Here is an 18,113-nt window from a genome sequence, read left to right on the forward strand (position 1 = left end):
ACCCCTCACCGCCTCGGTGAGGGGTTTTGCTGTGCTATCGTCCTGGTTTGTGACCAACCAGCCAGCCTTCCAAGTCGAACTGCAACCGGGTCTCAAGCCCGCGGTGATTTCCACCTCGGGCCCGGACCGCCCCGGCGTTTCCGCCGAGTTTTTCACCGTCCTCGCTCGGCACGGGGTGCAGCTGCTCGACGTCTCCCAGACAGACTTCCGCGGACGCATGATGCTCGCGGCCCTGGTAGGCATGGATCCCCACTCGCTCACGCAGGTTGAGCGAGAGCTTCGCGACGGGCTGTGGGAGTACGGCCAGCGCGTGAACATCGAGACACACGCGGAAGCCCGCGCGGTGTCGCGCCCCCGCTCGACGCACGTGCTCGTGGCCCTGGGCAACCCGGTCAGCGCGGAGGCCATCTCTCGCCTCGGCGCGGAGCTCGCCGCCGTGGGCGCTAACATCGACGCCATCCGCGGCGTTGCCCAGTACCCGGTAACCGGGCTGGAATTCCGCATCACCATGCCGGACTACACACCTGGCGATGCCCAGGAGCTGCGCAAGCGTTTGGCCGAACTCTCCGGCGAACTCGGCGTGGACGTGGCGATGGAGCACGCAGGCCTGCACCGGCGCGCGAAGCGCCTCGTGTGCTTCGACTGCGACTCAACGCTGATCACCGGCGAGGTGATCGAGATGCTCGCCGCCCACGCCGGCCGCGAAGCGGAGGTGGCCGAGGTAACGGCGCGCGCGATGCGCGGCGAGCTGGACTTCGAGGAGTCGCTGCGCGAGCGCGTGAAGGCACTGGCTGGGCTCGACGCCTCCGTCATCGACCGTGTCGCCGCCGACATCGAGCTCACCCCGGGCGCCCGCACCACCATCCGCACGCTCAACTCGCTGGGCTACCGCACGGCGGTCGTCTCCGGCGGATTCATCCAGGTGCTCGAGGACCTCGCCGCGGACCTCGAGCTGGACTACGTGCGCGCCAACACGCTGGAGATTGAGGACGGCAAGTTCACCGGCCGGGTCATCGGCAAGGTGGTGGACCGCAAGGCCAAGGCGGACTTCCTCGCCGAGTTCGCCGCGGACTCCGGGCTGGCGCTTTCGCAGACGGTCGCGGTGGGCGACGGCGCCAACGACATTGACATGATCTCCCGAGCCGGCCTCGGCATCGCGTTCAACGCCAAGCCCGCCCTCAAGGAGGTGGCGGACGCTTCGGTGAACTTCCCGTTCTTGGACGAGGTCCTCTACATCCTGGGAATTCCCCGCGAGGAGATCGACTCCTCCGACGCGGCCGCGGGCATCGACACCAGGCGCCCGCTGTGACGGCGTCGGCGCACGGGTTGCTCGCGGCGTCGATAGGCGCAGGCTCCGGCGACCCCGACGACCCCGCGGCGGTGCAGGCGATGCAAATGGCCATCAATCTGCCGAAGCAGGACCCGCCCGCCCGCAACGCCATGCTTATCGACGCCGCACGTGCCGCCCTCCTCGTCTGCCTCGACGAGCGGGCCGAGCGCGACGGGTTTTGGCGCGAGCGGCTCGAAGCGTGGTACTCCCGCAGGATCCGGAAGGTGGTGCGGCGCGCCCGCAACAAGGCGTGGGACGACGTCCAGGCGCTGCCCGGCGTGACCGTCGGCAGCGTGCGTGCGTTCGTGCCCTCCGCGGTGTCCGAGGTGCCGCGCGAGCTGGCGAAGCTGCAGGTCCGCGGCACGGACCTGCCGGCCGACGAGGGCCCGCTCCCGTTCGACCCGACCGCGCCGATGATCGTGGTGGACGCGTCCCTCGAGATGACGGCCGGGAAGGCGGCGGCGCAGGTGGGGCACGCGTCGATGCTGTACGCGGCAGCGCGTCCGGAGGGCGAGGTGCGCGAGTGGGCTGCCGCCGGGTGCCCGCTAAACGTGCGCGAGGTGCCTGCGGACGTGTTCGCCGCTTGCGCGGCGCACCCGGGCGCGGTGCCGGTGCGTGATGCGGGCTTTACCGAGGTCGCGCCCGGCTCGATGACGGTGCTCACGCTGCCGCCGGGCGCGTTCGACCCGGCTAGCGGGCGACCAGGCGCTTGAGCGCTCCGGTGACTACGTCGAGCCGGTCGGTCTGCCAGAAGGGCGGCAGCGAGCGCAGGAGGAATGCGCCGTAGCGCTTGGTGACTAAGCGGTTGTCCAGCACGGCGACGACGCCGCGGTCGTCCACCGAGCGCAGCAGGCGGCCGGCACCCTGCGCCATGAGGAGTGCCGCGTGGGTTGCGGAGACCTCCATGAACCCGGAGCGGCCGGCGGCGTCGGCGGCGTTGGCGCGCGCCTGGAGGAGCGGGTCGTCGGGGCGGGGGAAGGGGATGCGGTCAATGAGCACGAGCGAGAGGGAACTGCCGGGCACGTCCACGCCCTGCCAGAGCGACAGGGTGCCAAACAGACACGAGTTTTCCGCGTTGGCAAAGGCGGTCACGAGCGCGCCGGTGGAGTCCTCGCCCTGTAAGAAAATGTCAAAGGGGAGTCGCGCGCGCATCGCCTCCGCGGCCTGTTCGGCGGCGCGGCGCGAGGAGAACAGCCCGAGGGTGCGCCCGCCCGCGGCAGTGATGAGGGTGGCGATCTCGTCCAGAGTCTCGCGGCTCAGCCCGTCCCGGCCGGGGGCTGGGAGGTGGCGGGCGGTGTAGAGGATGCCGGCTTTCGCCGGGTCGAATGGGGTGCCCGCGTCCAGACTGTCCCAGGACCCGGACGGCAGGCCCCACGCGGCGGCCATCGCGTCGAAGTTGCCGCCGACCGTGAGCGTCGCGGAGGTGAGCACGACGGTTTGCTCGCCGAACAGGTTCTCGCGTAGCAGGGCCGCCACGGACAGGGGCGCGACGGCGACGGAATCTCCGAAGCGCTCGTTGCGGGTCAGCCACACCACGTCCGTGTGCTTGGCGGGGTCGTCCTCGTCAAACACACCCAGGATGCGTACGACCGCGTCGTGCAGGTCGCCGAGGTGGTTCTTCAGGTTCGTGCGCTCGGCAAACTTCTCCGGGTTGTTCTCCGATTCGCCCTCGGGGCTGTCCGCGATGCTGGTGCGGGTGGCCCAGAGCGCGTCGCGAAGCGCGGCGAACGCGCCGCGGGCCGGGTCGGAGATGCGCTCCCAGCGGCCGGGCTGCTCCAGGTCGATCACCGCGGTGAAGTCGTCCTTGACCTCCTCGAGCTTGTCACCGTCGCCGCCGATCTTGTCCGCGCGTCGCGCCGCGAGCGTGAGCGCTCGGGCGGAGATCTCGTTCGTGGCCACCGAGGTGATGCGCGCGTCCAGCTCGTGGGCCTCGTCGATGAGCACGGCCTCGTGCTCGGGCAGGATGTTGGAATCCGCGAGCGCGTCGATGGCCAGGAGCGCGTGGTTGGTCACCACGACGTCCACGTCGCGCGTCTTCTCTCGCGCGAGCTCGGCGAAGCACTCCTCGCCGTGCGGGCAGCGGGCGGCGCCAAGGCACTCGTTGGAGGTCACGGAGACCTGCCGCCACGCCAGGTCCGGCACGCCGGGGGAGAGGTCGTCGCGGTCGCCGGTCTCGGTCTCCTGCGCCCACTCGGCCACGCGCTTGACGTGGCGGCCGGTCCAGGAGAGCTCGGATTCGTCGATAAGCGATCCCTCTGGCTCGTCCTGCGCGAGCTTGTTCAGGCAGACGTAGTTGTTGCGGCCTTTTTGAATTGCAAAGGTGGGGCGGTGCGACAAGTGCGGCTCGAGCGCGTCCGCAAGGCGCGGCAGGTCGCGCTGCACCAGCTGGCGCTGCAGCGCGAGCGTGGCGGTGGAGACGACCACCGTGGTGTCGTTGGCCTGCGCGTAGCGCACCGCGGGCACGAGGTAGGCGAAGGACTTGCCGGTACCTGTGCCGGCCTGCACCGCGAGGTGGCGCTCCGTGTCCAGTGCGCGCGCCACGGCCTCAGCCATGCGTTGCTGCCCCTCGCGCGTTGCACCCCCAAGCTTATCGACGACAGCGCCCAACAATTCCAGCGTCTCCCCGCTCAGGGGAACGTCGCCGGTGGTGGTGCCTTCTTCTTCCTCGCGCGTGCTCACACCGTGAAAGTGTAGCGGGGTCGGTGTTAGTCCAGCGGGTCGGGGAAGCCGACGAATCGCGTCGGGATGGCGGCGTCGCCGCGCGAGAGCGCGAGGCCCTCCCACGGCAGGGTGCCGCGCGCCGCGTCGTGCAGGGTGCGGGCCTGCTCTAGACTGCCGTGCTGCTCGTCGTACTCGGGGAGGCGCTTGCCGCCGCGCACCATTGGCACCACGATCTCGTGGTAATCCAGGTTGGGCTTGCGGGTGATCTCCGCGTCGAGCGGGTAGACGATCTCGGCGACAGCGACGCCTGACGCGCGGTAGCCGCGCAGCGCCGTCTTCGCGCCGCCGTAGGTCTGCTTGCCCGACGAGCGCTTCGCCACCGGGTGGCCCTCCACCTCGACGAGCTTGTACACGAGCCCGGCGGTGGGGGCGCCGGAGCCGGTGACCACGGAGGTGCCCACGCCGAACCCGTCGACCGGGTCGCCGCGCAGCCCGGCGATGGCGAACTCGTCGAGGTCGGAGGAGACGATGATGCGGGTGTTAAACGCGCCGGCCTTGTCCAGCTGTTGGCGCACGCGGCGCGACACGATGCCCAGATCGCCCGAGTCGATGCGCACCGCGCCGAGCTCCGTGCCCGCGACCTCGATGGCGTTGGCCACGCCCTTGGTGATGTCGAAGGTGTCCACCAACAGCGTGGTATCTACGCCCAGCTGGTCAATCTGCGCCTTGAACGCCGCCTTCTCGTCCGGCGTGCCGTCCTCGTCCACGTGCAGCAGCGTCCAGGAGTGCGCGGCGGTGCCTGAGGGCGGGATGCCGTAGCGCAGCGACGCCTCCATATTGGAGGTGGCCTCGAACCCGGCGATGTAGGCGGCGCGGGCGGCGGTCACGGCGGACTGCTCGTGGGTGCGGCGCGAGCCCATCTCAATGATCGGGCGGCCGTCTGCCGCCGAGACCATGCGGGAGGCGGCGGAGGCGACAGCGGAGTCCGAGTTCAGGATGGAGAGGATGACTGTTTCCAGGATGACGCACTCGGCGAAGGTGCCGCGCAGCGTCATGATGGGGGAGTAGGGGAAGTAGATGTCGCCTTCGCGGTAGCCGTCGATGTCGCCCGAGAACCGGTAGTTGGCCAGGTAGTCCTTGGCCTCGTCGGACAGGAAGTCAGCCGAGTCGATCTGGTCGTGCGTGAAGCGGAACTTTTCTACCGCGTCGATCACGCGCGAGGTGCCGGCGACCACACCGTAGCGGCGCTCGCCGGGCAGGCGCCGGGTAAATACCTCGAACGCGCATTGGCGGTGTGCGGTGCCGTCCTTCAGTGCGGCGTCGAGCATGGTGAGCTCGTACATGTCGGTCAGAAACGCTGTAGAGTCCGGCGTGGAGTTCGTCATGGTCTTACAGACTACGCCCTGGTCGCGCGCGTCGCGTTTATTTGCGTGGAAGGGGCTCTTCGCGGCTATCCCGCAAACGCCACGACGACCCACACATCGCCGCGCCCGTAGGCCACGCCGATGCCCAGGTCGCGGTGGCGATCATCCAGCAGCACCTCCATGTGCTCGGGCGAGTGGGTCAACAGCTCGAAGAACTCGTAGCCGGAGGCCTGCTCTACCGGGAGGTGGGTGGGGACCTGCGCGGTTTTCTCGCCGGCATCCAGCAGCGGCTGCTCACCGGTGACCGCGTTGCCCTCTGCTTGGGCTTGGGCGGTGCGCTGCAAGTCGGGGTCGAGGCTGACCGGGGGCAGCGCGTCGTCGATACGCAACTGGGCGATGGCGGTAAAGAAGTCGGTGCGGATCTCCTCGAGCTGCTGCCCGGTGTCAAAGTCGGGATCGACGTAGCTGTCGCCGCGCCCGTCCGCGTGCGAGGAGCCGTCGGAGTGCTGAGCGCTGACCACGGTGAGGGCGACCGCGCTGACGATACCAAGGACGGCGAGCACGGCACGCAGCAACTGCTCGGTGGAGACAGGCAGCTCCTGGAGGCTGGGGATGTTCCGCATGGGCCCTGATCCTAGCAACCTCCCGGGGCACACGTGCGGGAAACAACCGGTAGGCTGGTCCGCATGAATTGCGAATTCACGCGCCAGGACATGGGCCAGGACATGAGCCCGGACATGAGCCCGGAAGCGAGTTCAGCCGCGAGCCGAGTGCCGCAGATGAGCTCGCCGATGGCTACCCCGGACCTTGAGGAGGACCTGAAGGTTGAGGTCGCGGCCGGAGAGAACCTGCCATGGATGTGCATTGTATGGGACGACCCGGTCAACCTGATGAGCTACGTCACCTACGTGTTCCAGACGGTGCTGGGCTACGACCGCAAGCGCGCGAATGAGCTGATGATGCAGGTACACACCGAGGGTAAGGCCGTGGTCTCCTCGGGTGAGAAGGACAAGGTCGAGGGCGATGTGAAGAAGCTGCACACCGCCGGCCTGTGGGCGACGATGCAGCAGGCGGGGTAGAGCTATGCAACCGTGGCGTAAGAAGAAAGGCCTGATGCGCTCAGGCGTGAAGTTCACTACCAAGTTCGATCCGTTGGAGCGCGAGGTGATCGGCGACCTCACCGCGACCGTGTCGGAGGCGCTCATCTCGCGCGCGCAGTCCGCGCCGAAGGACGAGTTTGCAGAGATGGTCGGCATGTCCACGGGCCACACCGAGGCACCGGAGGACCCGAAACTGGCCCGCCTGCTGCCCGATTTCGAGCGCGAGGGCGACGAGGAGTTCGACGGCGACAACGGCCTGCTCCGCAGCCTGCACGAGAACGACATCATCCGCGCGAAGCTGATGAATATGCAGGTGATCAATGACGTGCTGGGCCCCAACGGCGGCGTGGAGGTGAGCATCGACGAGCAGGAGGCCCACCAGTTCGTCGCCGCGCTCAATGACATGCGCCTCTACGTGTCCGCGGATGATCGCGGCGGCGAGGGCCAGGCGCAGGATCGCGAGCGCCTCATGGAGTGGCTCGCGTTCTGCCAGGACTCCCTCGTCGAGGTGCTCTGCGAGTAAACAGATGCTTGTCGACGCCACCGTGGCCCCAATCCTCCCCGCGGCCCATCTCTCCCTGGGCGACACCGGTGTGACCGCGTTCGTCGCCGCCGACCCGCGCGGGATGCGCGCCGCCGTCGACGTGCGCGGCGGCGGGCCGGGCACCCGCGAGACCGACCTGCTCGCCCCGCACAACACGGTCGAGCGAGTCCACGCGATCCTGTTGTGCGGCGGTTCGGCGTTCGGCCTGGCCGCCGCCGACGGCGCGATGCGCGAGCTGGAGTCGCGCGGGCGGGGGTTCCCAGTCTTCGGCGAGGGCGTGCCGGGCCCGCGCGTGCCCATCGTCCCCGCAGCCGTCATTTTCGACCTTGCCGTCGGTGATCCGTCGCACCGCCCAACTGCGAGTGACGGGGCCGCAGCCGTGGCGGCAGCGCTGGAGGACACCGCGGGCGAGCCGTTGGCGTCGGGCAGTGTCGGTGCCGGCTGCGGCGCGACCGCCGGCGTCCTGCGCGGCGGGTTCGGCATCGCGTCCCGCGCGGTGGAACTTCCCGGGGCGCGCAGGAGCGCGACGGTGACCGCCGCGGTGGTGGCAAACCCGGTGGGCTCCGCGGTTGACCCCGCGACGGGGTTGCTGTTTGGCGATGCCTCGAAGCCCGCCGTGGACCTCGAGCGGTACCGCACCCTGCAGCGGCCTGCCCCTGGCAGCGGCGCGCCGGACCCGCAGCTGAACACCACCATCGGCGTGGTGGCCACCGACGTGGACCTCCCGGTGCCGCAGCTGCAGCGCCTGGCCATGACGGGGCACGACGGCATCGCCCGCGCGATCCGCCCCGCCCACTCGCCGCTGGACGGCGACACCCTCTTCGCCGTCTCCGTCCCGAAAGATGATGGTCAAGACGCGGGTGGGCAGGGCGACGCCGCGGAGCCGCTGGCACCGGAAGCGCTCGCGCACCTTTGCGGTGCCGCGGCGGATGCGGTGGAGGCAGCGATCGTGGACGCAGTGTGCAGCGCCACGGGCGGTTTCGGGGTGACGGCGTGGTCGGACGTGGTTGCTGGTGGGCGTCGATAAGCTTGCTCAGCGCGCCGGGGAGCGCCCCGGCTACACTTATCAGCGATGACACACAATCCTTACGGAACCAGCGGCCCGACCCCACCCAGTAACCCCTACCAGGGCGCGGGCTGGGGCTACGGCCAGACCCACCAGCCCGGCTACGGCAAGCCGTTCCAGCGGCCGTTTTCGCACCCTGAGACGCAGCTGCCCGCGTTCCCGGACGGCGCGCAGCCGGAAGATAAACGGACCAAGCGCAAGAAGCAGCGGCGCACGGGGTTCACATTCGCCATCGGCTACCTGGTGGTGATCTGGGCGGTGTTTCTGCTCAACGAGGGGCTGTTCGGAGGGCTCCTGCAGTACTGGGGCATCCACCCGCTCGACCTGGTGAGCATCTGGCACATTTTCACCGCCCCGCTGCTGCACGCCAACCTCGAGCACATCGTGGGTAACTCGGTCACCGGAGCGATTTTCGCGTTTCTCATCGGCTACTCGGGCAAGCGCGTCTTCTGGGAGGTCACGACGTTTGCCACGGTATTCAGCGGGCTGGGCACCTGGCTGTTCGGCGGGATTGGTACCAACCACCTCGGCGCCTCGGGCGTCATTTACGGCTGGCTGATCTACCTCCTGGTGCGCGGCATCTTCAACCGATCCGGGACGCAGATCGCGCTGGGCCTCGTGCTCGCGTTCTTCTACTCCGGGCTGATCCTGGGCGTGCTGCCGGGCACGCCCGGCGTGAGCTGGCAGGCACACCTCTTCGGCGCCATCGGCGGATTTTTCGCCGGCATGATCATTACCTCGGACGACCCGCCGGAGCTGGTGGCCAAGCGCGAGGCGAAGAAGGCTCGGAAACAGGCGGGCTACTAGCGCGGCGACACGGGTGGCACAATGGCACCCATGGAACAGCACAGTGGGAGTAGCAACGGAACCAGCGCGGGAAATTCCGCGCCGATTGGCATCTTCGACTCCGGCGTGGGAGGGCTGACCGTCGCGCGCGCCGTGATGGATCAGCTGCCCGATGAAGCAATCATCTACATCGGCGATACGGCCCACAGTCCGTACGGTCCGCAGTCGATCGCAGACGTGCGCGCGCACGCGCAGCGCATCGGCGACCAGCTCGTAGACCAGGGCTGCAAGATGCTCGTCATTGCCTGCAACACCGCCACCGCCGCATTCCTGCACGATGCGCGCGAGCGGTACGACATCCCCGTCATCGAGGTCATCCAGCCCGCCGTGCGCCGCGCGATCGCGACGACCCGGAACAACAAGGTGGGCGTCATCGGCACCGCGGGCACCATCAAGTCGAGGGCGTACCAGGACCTCTTTTCGCTCAAGTCCGACCTGCAGGTCACCGCGGCGGCGTGCCCGGCCTTTGTGGAGTTTGTGGAGCGCGGTATTACCTCCGGCCGCCAGATCCTCGGCGTGGCGCAGGGGTACCTCGAACCGCTGCAGGCCGCAGGCGTGGACACGCTGGTGCTGGGCTGCACGCACTACCCGCTGCTCTCGGGCGTGATTCAGCTGGCCATCGGCGAGCAGGTCACGCTTGTCTCTTCGGCGGAGGAGACGTCGAAGGACGTGCTGCGCGTGCTCACGGAGCGCGACATGCTCGCCCCGCCGCAGGCCGAGAGCGGCCGCGCGCCCGAGCGGGTGTTTGCGTCGACGGGCGACCCGGTGGTGTTCGACCGGCTGGCCGCGCGCTTCCTGGGGCCGCAGGTGCGGGCAGTGGGGGAGCAAAACTTGGGGGCTGTGCGGCGTCGATAAGCAAAAATGCCCCGAAGTTTAGAATTCCCCGCAGATTCATGGCACAGTAAGCGCATGAAGTTGACCATCCTCGGCTGCTCCGGGAGCCTGGCCGCGCCAGGCAACCCCGGCTCCTCCTACGTAGTGAGCGCGCCCGGGCACAGCGACATTCTGTTGGATTTCGGCCCCGGTGCCCTCGCTGCCATGCAGGAACACTTCGACCCGGCGGACGCGCACGTGTGCTTCAGCCACCTGCACGCGGACCACTGCTCCGACATCGCCTCGCTGCTGGTGTGGCGCCGCTACCACCCGGAAAAGCCGGCGGCGTCGCGCCACCGCATGTTCGGCCCGAGCTACACGCCGGAGCATGTTGGCCGGATGAGCGCGGACGGCCCGGACCAGATCGACGACATCGCAGACACCTTCGATTTCGCAGCGTGGCGCACCGGGCAGGCGGAAACCCTCGGCGGGGTGACCGTGACACCGTTCGAGGTCGTGCACCCGGCTGCGGAGTCGCACGCGCTGCGCATTGAGGATGGCTCGCGCGCAATCGCCTATTCCGGGGATAGCGCGTGGACGCCCGCGCTTATCGACGCCGCCCGTAACGCCGACCTCTTCCTCTGCGAAGCCGCCTGGGGCCCGACCTCGGAGGGGATGGCGCCGGGGATGCACCTTTCCGGCGCAGAGGCCGGTCGCATCGCCCGCGAGGCTGGGGTGAAGACGCTGGTGCTCGTGCACATCCAGCCGTGGACCAGCACGCAGGCCACGCTCGAGGCGGCGCGAGCCGAGTTTGATGGCGAGATCGTGGTTGGCTCCGCGGGGGACGTCTTCGAGCTGTAGGGCGCGCGGCGTGCGTTAGGCTGGGGCGCATGACTGATTTCAAACGCGCAGACGGCCGCGGACTCAACGAGATGCGCCCGGTGCGCATCACCCGCGGCTTTACTTCCAACCCAGCTGGCAGCGTGCTTGTCGAGTTTGGCAACACCCGCGTGATGTGCACCGCCTCCGTGGAGGAGGGCGTGCCGCGCTTTAAGCGGGATTCCGGCGAAGGCTGGCTCACCGCGGAGTACGCGATGCTCCCGTCGGCCACCCACGACCGCATGCCGCGCGAATCCATGAAGGGCAAGGTCAAGGGCCGCACCCACGAGATTTCCCGCCTGGTGGGTCGCTCTCTGCGCGCTGCGGTGGACCTGTCCGAGCTGGGCGAAAACACCATCCAGCTCGATTGCGATGTGCTGCAAGCCGATGGCGGGACGCGCACCGCGTCCATCACGGGCGCGTACGTAGCGCTGGCGGACGCGATCGAGGTGCTCAAGGAGCGCGGCGTGGTACCGGGCGAGCCGCTGCTCAAGCCCGTCGCTGCGGTGTCCGTTGGCATTATCGACGGCCGCGTGAGCCTCGACCTGCCGTACGAGGAAGACTCCCGCGCGGAGGTTGACCTCAACGTGGTGATGCAGGAGGGCGGCAACTTCGTGGAGATCCAGGGCACCGGCGAGCACGGCCTCTTCGGCCGCAGCGAGCTCAACGAGATGCTCGATGTTGCCGAGGTCGGGCTCAACGAGCTGATCGGCGCCCAGAAGGCGGCGCTGGGATGGTAAAAGTCCTGGTCGCTTCGAACAACCCCGGGAAGCTCCGCGAGCTCGAAGAGGTGCTGCGCGAGCTGGACATCGCCGGTGTTGAGCTGGTGTCGCTGCGCGACGTCGAACCCTACCCGGAGCCGAAAGAGGACGGGCTGACCTTCGAGGACAACGCGCTGATCAAGGCTCGCGCCGGCGCCGCGCGCACCGGGCTGCCCTGCGTCGCCGACGACTCGGGCCTGGCCGTCACTGCGCTCAACGGGATGCCTGGCGTGCTCTCCGCGCGTTGGTCCGGCGACCACGACGCAGACGACGCCGACGCCGCGAATAACCGGTTGTTGCTCGCGCAGATGCAGGACATCGAGCTTCGCGACGCCGCGTTTATCTCCTGCTGCGCCCTCGTCACCCCCGCCGGCGACGAGTTCACGGCGACGGGCCGCTGGCCGGGCCAGCTGCTCCGCGAGCCGCAGGGCGAGGGCGGGTTCGGCTACGACCCGCTGTTCGCCCCGGACGACGCGCAGCCAGCCGAAGCGATGCGTCCGGTCTCCTCGGCGGAGTTGACGCCAGAGGAGAAGAACGCCCGGTCGCACCGTGGACAGGCGCTGCGCGCGCTCGCCCCGGACATCGCGCGCCTGCTGGGATAGGCCAGTTTGGCTAGGGTAGTGGCATGAAGAAAACGCTTGCACTCTCAGCCACTGTCATGATCGCCGGAACCGCGCTCGTCGGCTGCGGCTCGTCCTCCGATTGGGACGGCTCCTGGTCCGGTGACGTCACCTCCACGGACGCCAGCCAGCCCGGCGGCGCCGCGACCCTCACCATCGACGGCGGTGACTGCCACTGGGAGCTCACCGAGCCGGACGGCCAAACCAACGACGCCCGGTGCGAGCAGGACGACGAGGAATTTAAGCTCGCCGACCCGCTTTCCGGGCGCGACCTGGAGTACAAGGGCAAGATCAACGGCGACACGCTGACGTTGAGCCCGGACAATGACCGCGCCGAGGACATCGGCGTGATGGTCCTGACCCGGGCTGGGGAAGGAAAGTAGTTGGTTCGGGGCGCGTAACCGGCGCCCGACCGCCTTGGTTACCCGAGCTGGAAAGTCTCGGTGACTTCCTTGCGTCGCTTCGCTTCGACGATGAAGGACATGAACGGCACGATGCCGGAAACCGCGGTGAGCACCCACGTCACCGATGACCAGCGGGCCTTAAGCCCCAGGTTCAGCGAGGCGACGAGGAAGAACATAAACGCGAAGCCGTGGACGCGAGCCACCCACGAGAGGAGGGACACGTCCATGCCCAGGCCGTACTGCATCACCATGCGGGTGATGAGCAAGAGGAAAAGTACGCCTGTGATCCACGCCGTGATGGAGAAGAGGTGCAGCGCGGTGCGCACGCGGCGCTGACGCTCCGGGTGGATCTTCGGGGTGGCAGCGGGGGTTTGCTCGGTCATGCGTCCTTCTCCTCGGATTTGTGCTGGTGTGGGGTTTGCCTACGCGGCGTGAGCATGTCGTTGTATTCCTGGACGTCCATCTGCGGCCGCGATGGGAGGAAGTCTTCGCTGATAGTTTTCGGTTGCGATGGGTCCGCACCGTACTTGGCCAGGTCCGCCTCGTACAGGCTGTCCATTTGCTCGCCGGCGTTGATCGCGTCGATCTTCTCGTTTTCCATGCGGATGCCCGCCCGGTAGGCGTAAACAAAAAACGCCCCGAAGAACGGCCACTGGAGGGCGTACCCAAGGTTTTGGAACGTGCCCGTGCCGGACTGGAAGCGGGTCCACTGCCACCACGCCAGCAGGCAGCAGGTGATGACGGCGGCGATAAGCAGCAGGATATGCCACGCGCGCACCTTCACGCGGGAGCGCTTCTCCGGTGCAGGGGCCTCTGTTTCGCCGAACTCACTCACAAGCGGACAGTTTACCAACTCCGCACGCGCAACCAAACTAAAGTTTGATGGGGTGAGCGGGGGCTTACCGGTTTCGGGCGGGCGCGTCGCGCCGTGTAGCATGATGGTCACCGCGCCCGTGGCGGAATTGGCAGACGCGCTGGATTTAGGTTCCAGTGTCTACGGACGTGAGAGTTCAAGTCTCTCCGGGCGCACACGAGAAAGCACCTGGGGCATCAAGGCCCCAGGTGCTTTGTGCTCGCGCGTGTTCCGGCTGCGTTAGAGGTGCTCGACGGCGAACTCAGCCTGCTCGCGGGTGAAGTGCTCGGGCCCTTCAGTCAGGGCCTTGGTGAGCTCGCTGCGGCTCGTGCCGTCTTCTTCCATCTGCTGCGCTACCTGGAGGGCGAGCTGGTTAAAGTCCGCGTCGAGGTGGTCGACGGCGTAGCTCGCGGTTTCACGGTCGAAACCATCGGTGTCGCGCAGCAGGGTGTACAGGTTTTCCTCAGACATCGCCTGACCGTTCAGGTGTACCTCCGCCGCCTTGAGCGCCTCCGCCTGCGCGCCGGTGGCGTTGGCACCGGCCGTAGCGTTGGCGCTCACGGGGGTGTCCGTCGCCGGGGCGGTCTCATCATCGTTGTCGCTGAGCAGCAACCAACCGAGGAGCCCGAAGCCGATGAGAGCGAGGACGATTACGGTCGCCCACTGGGCAGTGGTGGAGCGGGGACGTGCGTCCGCTTCGTTGTCTTGCGCGCCCTGCAGCGGGTACGGACTGGACGGGCGCGCGGCACCGGCGGTGTCGTCGGCGCGGGAATCGCTGGGATTGATTGGACTAGACATGAGGCCTCACTTCGTCGCGGCAGGTCAACGCCGCATCAAATCGGTAGGGGACAAAATTTCACTGATATGACCATTATGCCCGTGCGTGGCGTGAATAAGCAAAAAGTTCCCGCGAAACACGGCGAAGATCACACCTGGGTGGCGCTATTTGCCCGGGCCTTCAACGCTGCTAAATATCCCAGTCGCGCAGGATCCGATCGACATGCCCCGAGGCGCGGACGTTGTACTTGGCCTCCTCGATGGTGCCGGTGCCGTCCTCAGCCACGTTCACCAGGAAGGTGGAGCGGATGACGCCCTCCGTCACCTTGCCGTACATCTTCTTCTCCCCAAACGCGCCGTACGCGATGAGGGTGTCCTTCGATTCATCACCAAGCAACTCGATGCCCAGGTCGTGCTTCGCGCGGAAGTCCGCGAGCTTGTCGGTGGGGTCCGGGCTGATGCCCAGCACGGTCACGGAGGCGTTGTTGAAATCCTCGAGCTTTTCCGTGAAGTCGCACGCCTCGGTTGTGCAGCCCGGGGTGTTCGCCCGCGGGTAGAAGTACACGATGACGCGCTTTCCGGCGAAATCTGACAGGGAGACCTGCTCGCCCTTGTCGTTGGTCAGGGTGAACGCTGGGGCGGTGTCGCCCTTTTCCAGTCTGATCTGATCATTCATACTTCACCGTTTTACACGTTTTACACTACTGTGGTCACAAGAACCGACAAACGAGTACAACGTAGGAGAATTGAACGTGGCACGAGACATTCACGACATTGAGCGCGACATCTCCCGCACCCGCAGCCAGCTTGCCAGCACCCTGGACGAGCTCGCGGATCGCGCGAACCCGTCCACCCTCGCGGGGGGCGCGAAGGACGGCGCTCTGGAGTGGCTGAAGGACGAGACGGTGCAGAAGGTCCTCGCCGGTATCGGCGTCGGTATCGCCGCGATCGTCGGCATCAGGGTGCTCAACGGCCGCAAGCGCAAGAAGGAGCTCAACGAGCTGCAGAAGCTGCTGTCGCGCAACTAGCGCCAGACCGCTTCGGAACAACGAAAAACCGTCCACACCACCGATTGGTGGTTGGACGGTTTTTTGCTGCGCTGTAGCGTCGACAAGCGCCCCGGCGTTAGGCGATCTCCGCCCCGGCGTCCATCATCTCCTGGAGAGCCCTGGCGCCCGTCGCGTCATCGACGGGGGCAACCATGCCGCGCAGCACCCGGACCTTGAACCCCTGCTTCAGCGCGTCGAGCACCGTGGCGCGAACGCAGTGGTCTGTGGCGATGCCGCAGACATCGAGCTCGTTGATGTCGTGCTCGCGCAGCCAATCGCCCAGCAGCATGCCGTTGTCGTCGTGGCCCTCGAAACCGGAGTACGCGGCCGAGTGCTCGCCCTTGCGGAAGAAGTGGCCGATCAGCGAGGTGTCGATCGGCCCGCGGATCTTCGCGCCGTAGGTGTCCGCCACGCAGTGCGGCGGCCACGAGTCCTGGAAGTCGGGGTTCTCAGAGAAGTGCTCGCCTGGGTCGATGTGCCAATCCTGGGTGGCGATGATGTGCGCGTACTCGCGCGTCCGGTTGTCCTCGGTGCTGAGGAACTGGGCAATTTTCGACGCCACCTCATCCCCGCGAGCCGTTGCGAGCGGTCCGCCGGGGCAGAAGTCATTTTGGACGTCTACAAGCAGGAGTGCCGTATTCATAGTAGCAACCTTAATTGATTCTCAGTCGAACGGCAAATGTATGCGCATTTTGTTTCAGGAAAGTGGAGAGGCGTGCCAAATCTGCAGGATATGAAAGGGATGACCTATTCCTGTATTAAGAAAGTCTCTCAGGTTTTTGGGGCTGGGAAGGGGATGTGCGGGATTGTTGTGGGTGGTACGTTCTAGGGACTAGCGTGCCGAAATAGAAAACCCCCTCGCGGAGTACCATTCGGTATCTCCGCGAGGGGGTGAACTGTGCGCCATCAGGGAATCGAACCCCGAACCCACTGATTAAGAGTCAGTTGCTCTACCAATTGAGCTAATGGCGCGTATTTTGTTTTTCTCTCTGTCGCTCTCGGCGACGTTGAAAACAATAACACCTTTCCTTGCAGGGAGTGAAATCGCCTGGTCACGAGCCTTTTTCGTAGTGTTCAAATTGTAATCTATTTAAAGCGAAATGAAGTAGCGTTTGGGTGCTTTAGGCAGATAGGGTAATTGCAATGCACAACGCGATATTGGAGGTAGGAAAGCGTTCATGCGTGTAGGGAAAGTGGTGCGCCGGGCAGCTGGCGTCGTTGCGGCGGCCGCGATGGCCACCACGCTGGTGTCGTGCACGATCGGTGAGACGAGCGAGGCTGAAACACAGCACGTTGCCAAGACCGAGGAGCAGGAAGCGGCAGAAGAACCGAAGCCGGAGCCGCCGGAATTCTCTTTCGAGGACGGCGCTGAAGATGCCGAGCCTGGAGAGCCAGTCACCGTTACCTCGGATGAGGGGCTGTCGTCCGTGGTGATGACCAACGAAGACGGCAAGGTTGTCAGGGCGAAGATGAACGATGAAAAGACTGAGTGGGAAACGGCGGAGCCGCTCGGTTACGGTCGCACGTACACGGTGAAGGCTGAAGACGCTGCGGGCCAGAAGGTGAAGCAGAGTTTTACCACGGTGGTTCCGGCGGCTGAGACCAACGTGTACCTGGGTCCCCTTGACGGTGACAACGTCGGTGTGGGGCAGGCAATCACGTTCCGCTTCGACGTGCCGATTCAGGACACAAAGGCCGTTGAGGAGCTCATCGACGTGGAGACCTCCAACGACACCGAGGGTGGATATTTCTGGCTCGACCCCTACGAGCTGCGCTGGCGTCCGAAGGATCTGTGGGAGCCTGGCACCGAGGTCACTGTCTCTGCCAACGTGTACGGCAAGGACATGGGCGGCGGGGTCTACGGCGTCGAAGACGTCGAGCACAGCTTTACCATTGGTGACAAGGTCGAGGCTGTGGTGGACAACGCGGATAAGATGCTGAAGTTCTACCGCAATGACGAACTGGTGAAGTCCTTCCCGGTATCGCTCGGCAGCGATAACTCACATGATACGCCGAACGGCACCTACATTGTGGGCGACATGCACAACTCGTTGGTGATGGATTCGCGCACCTACGGTCTCGGCCTCGAGCAGGGTGGCTACGTCACCCCGGTGTCGTACGCGACCCAGCTGTCCTACTCCGGCATCTACCTCCATGCCGCGCCGTGGGCGATGTGGGCGCTCGGCAACACGAACCAATCGCACGGCTGCATTAACGCGTCTATGGCGGACGCGCAGTGGTTCCAGGAGAACGTGAAGCGCGGCGACGTGGTGACTGTGCAGAACACATACGGTGGCACGCTCACTCCGTACGACGGGCTCGGCTACTGGAACATGGACTGGGAGATGCGCTCGGGCGGAACCGAGGATCCCAATGCGTAAGGTTGGTAGCGCGTAGGCGTCGACAAGCGAACTGCTCCAGGCACTGATTGTGCTTGGAGCTTTTTTATTTACCTTCTCGCTTGTTGGCGGCGTCAGGGAACTCCGCGTGGATGCTCATGAGCGCCTCGCTGGTGCTGATCATGACGCCCGGACTCGCGCTGTTCTACGGAGGGATGGCGGGTCGGCAGAACGTGCTGATCATGATGGTGACGTCCTTCGCCGCGATGGCGGTCGTCCCCGTCGTCTACGTGTTGTGGGGATGGTCGGCGTCGTACGCTGGAGACGACATCGCCGGGATCGTGGCCACCCCGCTGCAGGCATTTGGGGTCAGGGGGCCAGATCGCTGATTCCGCGGGCAACAACGTGGGCGCGGCGAGGTCTACCGCGGCGCAGAGGTTGCAGCGGACCTCGTGCCGAAGCTGAAGCTCGAGATTGTCACGGGGGAGGGGGCTGGCCGACCGGGCGGTGGACGCCATCCTTCGGGCGGCATCCACGGGGACGATTGGCGACGGCAAGATTTGGATCTCTCCGGTCGACGAGGGTTAAGCGACAAAATGTGTGCTTTTTGAGCTATAGATTCCCGGTCTTACCTCCGGCTACGGCGGGAAAGTGCTCGTCGAATCGGGATTCCTGGCTTGCAACATGAAGGTCCACCACTCCAGCCA

General features: G+C 66.4%; 22 protein-coding genes and 2 tRNA genes. 15 read left to right on the forward strand and 9 right to left on the reverse strand.

The window, feature by feature from the left end:
- Positions 1 to 49 precede the first annotated feature (49 nt).
- Positions 50 to 1,309 (forward strand): phosphoserine phosphatase SerB, encoded by a 1,260-nt coding sequence (gene serB / locus OVO38_RS11545; protein ID WP_267208568.1) that lies wholly within the window; start codon positions 50 to 52, stop codon positions 1,307 to 1,309.
- Positions 1,306 to 2,043: an aminoacyl-tRNA hydrolase gene (locus OVO38_RS11550; RefSeq protein WP_267208569.1), complete on the forward strand. Its 738-nt coding sequence runs from the start codon at positions 1,306 to 1,308 to the stop codon at positions 2,041 to 2,043. The genes serB and OVO38_RS11550 overlap by 4 nt, the downstream gene beginning before the upstream one ends.
- On the opposite strand, the gene OVO38_RS11555 is transcribed toward OVO38_RS11550, so the two are convergent.
- The 3 genes from OVO38_RS11555 to OVO38_RS11565 all read right to left on the reverse strand — a co-directional run bounded on the left by OVO38_RS11555 (position 2,021) and on the right by OVO38_RS11565 (position 5,978).
- A complete protein-coding gene (locus OVO38_RS11555) occupies positions 2,021 to 4,009 on the reverse strand; it encodes an ATP-dependent DNA helicase (RefSeq protein WP_304441712.1) in 1,989 nt (662 codons plus the stop codon). The genes OVO38_RS11550 and OVO38_RS11555 overlap by 23 nt on opposite strands.
- A 26-nt stretch (positions 4,010 to 4,035) precedes the next feature.
- A complete protein-coding gene (locus OVO38_RS11560) occupies positions 4,036 to 5,376 on the reverse strand; it encodes a nicotinate phosphoribosyltransferase (RefSeq protein ID WP_267208570.1) in 1,341 nt (446 codons plus the stop codon).
- 65 nt (positions 5,377 to 5,441) lie between these two features.
- Complete coding sequence (locus OVO38_RS11565; RefSeq protein WP_267208571.1) at positions 5,442 to 5,978, reverse strand: CAP domain-containing protein; 537 nt, start codon at positions 5,976 to 5,978, stop codon at positions 5,442 to 5,444.
- Positions 5,979 to 6,134: 156 nt separating this feature from the next.
- Between OVO38_RS11565 and clpS the strand changes: the two genes are divergently transcribed.
- From clpS to OVO38_RS11610, 9 genes are read left to right on the forward strand one after another with little or no spacing between them, the layout of a single operon-like run.
- The gene (gene clpS / locus OVO38_RS11570; protein ID WP_173783196.1) at positions 6,135 to 6,434 is read left to right on the forward strand and encodes an ATP-dependent Clp protease adapter ClpS; all 300 of its coding nucleotides are present in this window, start codon (positions 6,135 to 6,137) and stop codon (positions 6,432 to 6,434) included.
- 4 nt (positions 6,435 to 6,438) lie between these two features.
- A complete protein-coding gene (locus OVO38_RS11575) occupies positions 6,439 to 6,978 on the forward strand; it encodes a DUF2017 domain-containing protein (RefSeq protein WP_095275368.1) in 540 nt (179 codons plus the stop codon).
- Between the two features lie 4 nt (positions 6,979 to 6,982).
- Complete coding sequence (locus tag OVO38_RS11580; protein ID WP_267208572.1) at positions 6,983 to 8,026, forward strand: P1 family peptidase; 1,044 nt, start codon at positions 6,983 to 6,985, stop codon at positions 8,024 to 8,026.
- A 45-nt stretch (positions 8,027 to 8,071) separates the two neighbouring features.
- Positions 8,072 to 8,872, forward strand: coding sequence for a rhomboid family intramembrane serine protease (locus OVO38_RS11585; RefSeq protein WP_095275370.1), 801 nt, complete (start codon positions 8,072 to 8,074; stop codon positions 8,870 to 8,872).
- A gap of 30 nt (positions 8,873 to 8,902) precedes the next feature.
- Entirely contained in the window at positions 8,903 to 9,766 is an 864-nt protein-coding gene (gene murI, locus OVO38_RS11590; protein WP_267208573.1) for a glutamate racemase, read from the forward strand.
- A gap of 54 nt (positions 9,767 to 9,820) precedes the next feature.
- Positions 9,821 to 10,585 carry an MBL fold metallo-hydrolase gene (locus OVO38_RS11595; RefSeq protein WP_095553642.1) on the forward strand — a complete coding sequence of 255 codons (765 nt, stop codon included), beginning with the start codon at positions 9,821 to 9,823 and terminating at the stop codon, positions 10,583 to 10,585.
- A 29-nt stretch (positions 10,586 to 10,614) separates the two neighbouring features.
- Positions 10,615 to 11,343 carry a ribonuclease PH gene (gene rph / locus OVO38_RS11600; protein ID WP_095275373.1) on the forward strand — a complete coding sequence of 243 codons (729 nt, stop codon included), beginning with the start codon at positions 10,615 to 10,617 and terminating at the stop codon, positions 11,341 to 11,343.
- Positions 11,337 to 11,966 (forward strand): RdgB/HAM1 family non-canonical purine NTP pyrophosphatase, encoded by a 630-nt coding sequence (gene rdgB, locus OVO38_RS11605; protein WP_095535359.1) that lies wholly within the window; start codon positions 11,337 to 11,339, stop codon positions 11,964 to 11,966. The genes rph and rdgB overlap by 7 nt, the downstream gene beginning before the upstream one ends.
- Before the next feature lie 23 nt (positions 11,967 to 11,989).
- Entirely contained in the window at positions 11,990 to 12,367 is a 378-nt protein-coding gene (locus OVO38_RS11610; protein ID WP_095553641.1) for a hypothetical protein, read from the forward strand.
- A gap of 38 nt (positions 12,368 to 12,405) precedes the next feature.
- Here OVO38_RS11610 and OVO38_RS11615 read toward each other — a convergent pair whose 3' ends face one another.
- Complete coding sequence (locus tag OVO38_RS11615; RefSeq protein ID WP_095553640.1) at positions 12,406 to 12,771, reverse strand: DUF3817 domain-containing protein; 366 nt, start codon at positions 12,769 to 12,771, stop codon at positions 12,406 to 12,408.
- Positions 12,768 to 13,223: a hypothetical protein gene (locus OVO38_RS11620; RefSeq protein WP_095553639.1), complete on the reverse strand. Its 456-nt coding sequence runs from the start codon at positions 13,221 to 13,223 to the stop codon at positions 12,768 to 12,770. Before OVO38_RS11620 ends, OVO38_RS11615 begins: the two co-directional genes overlap by 4 nt.
- Before the next feature lie 112 nt (positions 13,224 to 13,335).
- Here OVO38_RS11620 and OVO38_RS11625 point away from each other — a divergent pair.
- Positions 13,336 to 13,417, forward strand: a tRNA-Leu gene (locus OVO38_RS11625).
- Between the two features lie 64 nt (positions 13,418 to 13,481).
- Here OVO38_RS11625 and OVO38_RS11630 read toward each other — a convergent pair.
- Together OVO38_RS11630 and bcp are read right to left on the reverse strand one after the other, a co-directional pair.
- Positions 13,482 to 14,039: an Ltp family lipoprotein gene (locus tag OVO38_RS11630; protein WP_095553638.1), complete on the reverse strand. Its 558-nt coding sequence runs from the start codon at positions 14,037 to 14,039 to the stop codon at positions 13,482 to 13,484.
- Positions 14,040 to 14,208: 169 nt separating this feature from the next.
- Positions 14,209 to 14,694: a thioredoxin-dependent thiol peroxidase gene (gene bcp, locus OVO38_RS11635; RefSeq protein ID WP_095275379.1), complete on the reverse strand. Its 486-nt coding sequence runs from the start codon at positions 14,692 to 14,694 to the stop codon at positions 14,209 to 14,211.
- A 76-nt stretch (positions 14,695 to 14,770) separates the two neighbouring features.
- Here bcp and OVO38_RS11640 point away from each other — a divergent pair, with 76 nt between their 5' ends.
- A complete protein-coding gene (locus tag OVO38_RS11640) occupies positions 14,771 to 15,046 on the forward strand; it encodes a DUF3618 domain-containing protein (protein ID WP_095275566.1) in 276 nt (91 codons plus the stop codon).
- A 97-nt stretch (positions 15,047 to 15,143) separates the two neighbouring features.
- Here the strand turns inward: OVO38_RS11640 and OVO38_RS11645 are convergent, their stop codons facing one another.
- A complete protein-coding gene (locus OVO38_RS11645) occupies positions 15,144 to 15,710 on the reverse strand; it encodes a nicotinamidase (RefSeq protein ID WP_267208580.1) in 567 nt (188 codons plus the stop codon).
- Positions 15,711 to 15,966: 256 nt separating this feature from the next.
- Positions 15,967 to 16,039, reverse strand: a tRNA-Lys gene (locus OVO38_RS11650).
- A 206-nt stretch (positions 16,040 to 16,245) separates the two neighbouring features.
- On the opposite strand from OVO38_RS11650, the gene OVO38_RS11655 reads away from it, so the two are divergent.
- Both OVO38_RS11655 and OVO38_RS11660 read left to right on the forward strand, forming a co-directional pair.
- Positions 16,246 to 17,448 carry a L,D-transpeptidase gene (locus OVO38_RS11655; RefSeq protein ID WP_267208582.1) on the forward strand — a complete coding sequence of 401 codons (1,203 nt, stop codon included), beginning with the start codon at positions 16,246 to 16,248 and terminating at the stop codon, positions 17,446 to 17,448.
- Between the two features lie 116 nt (positions 17,449 to 17,564).
- Positions 17,565 to 17,795 carry a hypothetical protein gene (locus tag OVO38_RS11660; RefSeq protein ID WP_416358595.1) on the forward strand — a complete coding sequence of 77 codons (231 nt, stop codon included), beginning with the start codon at positions 17,565 to 17,567 and terminating at the stop codon, positions 17,793 to 17,795.
- Positions 17,796 to 18,113: the final 318 nt, after the last annotated feature.

Origin of the sequence: Corynebacterium sp. Marseille-P8863 (assembly GCF_946902955.1) — a bacterium.
Lineage (GTDB): Bacteria > Actinomycetota > Actinomycetes > Mycobacteriales > Mycobacteriaceae > Corynebacterium > Corynebacterium gottingense.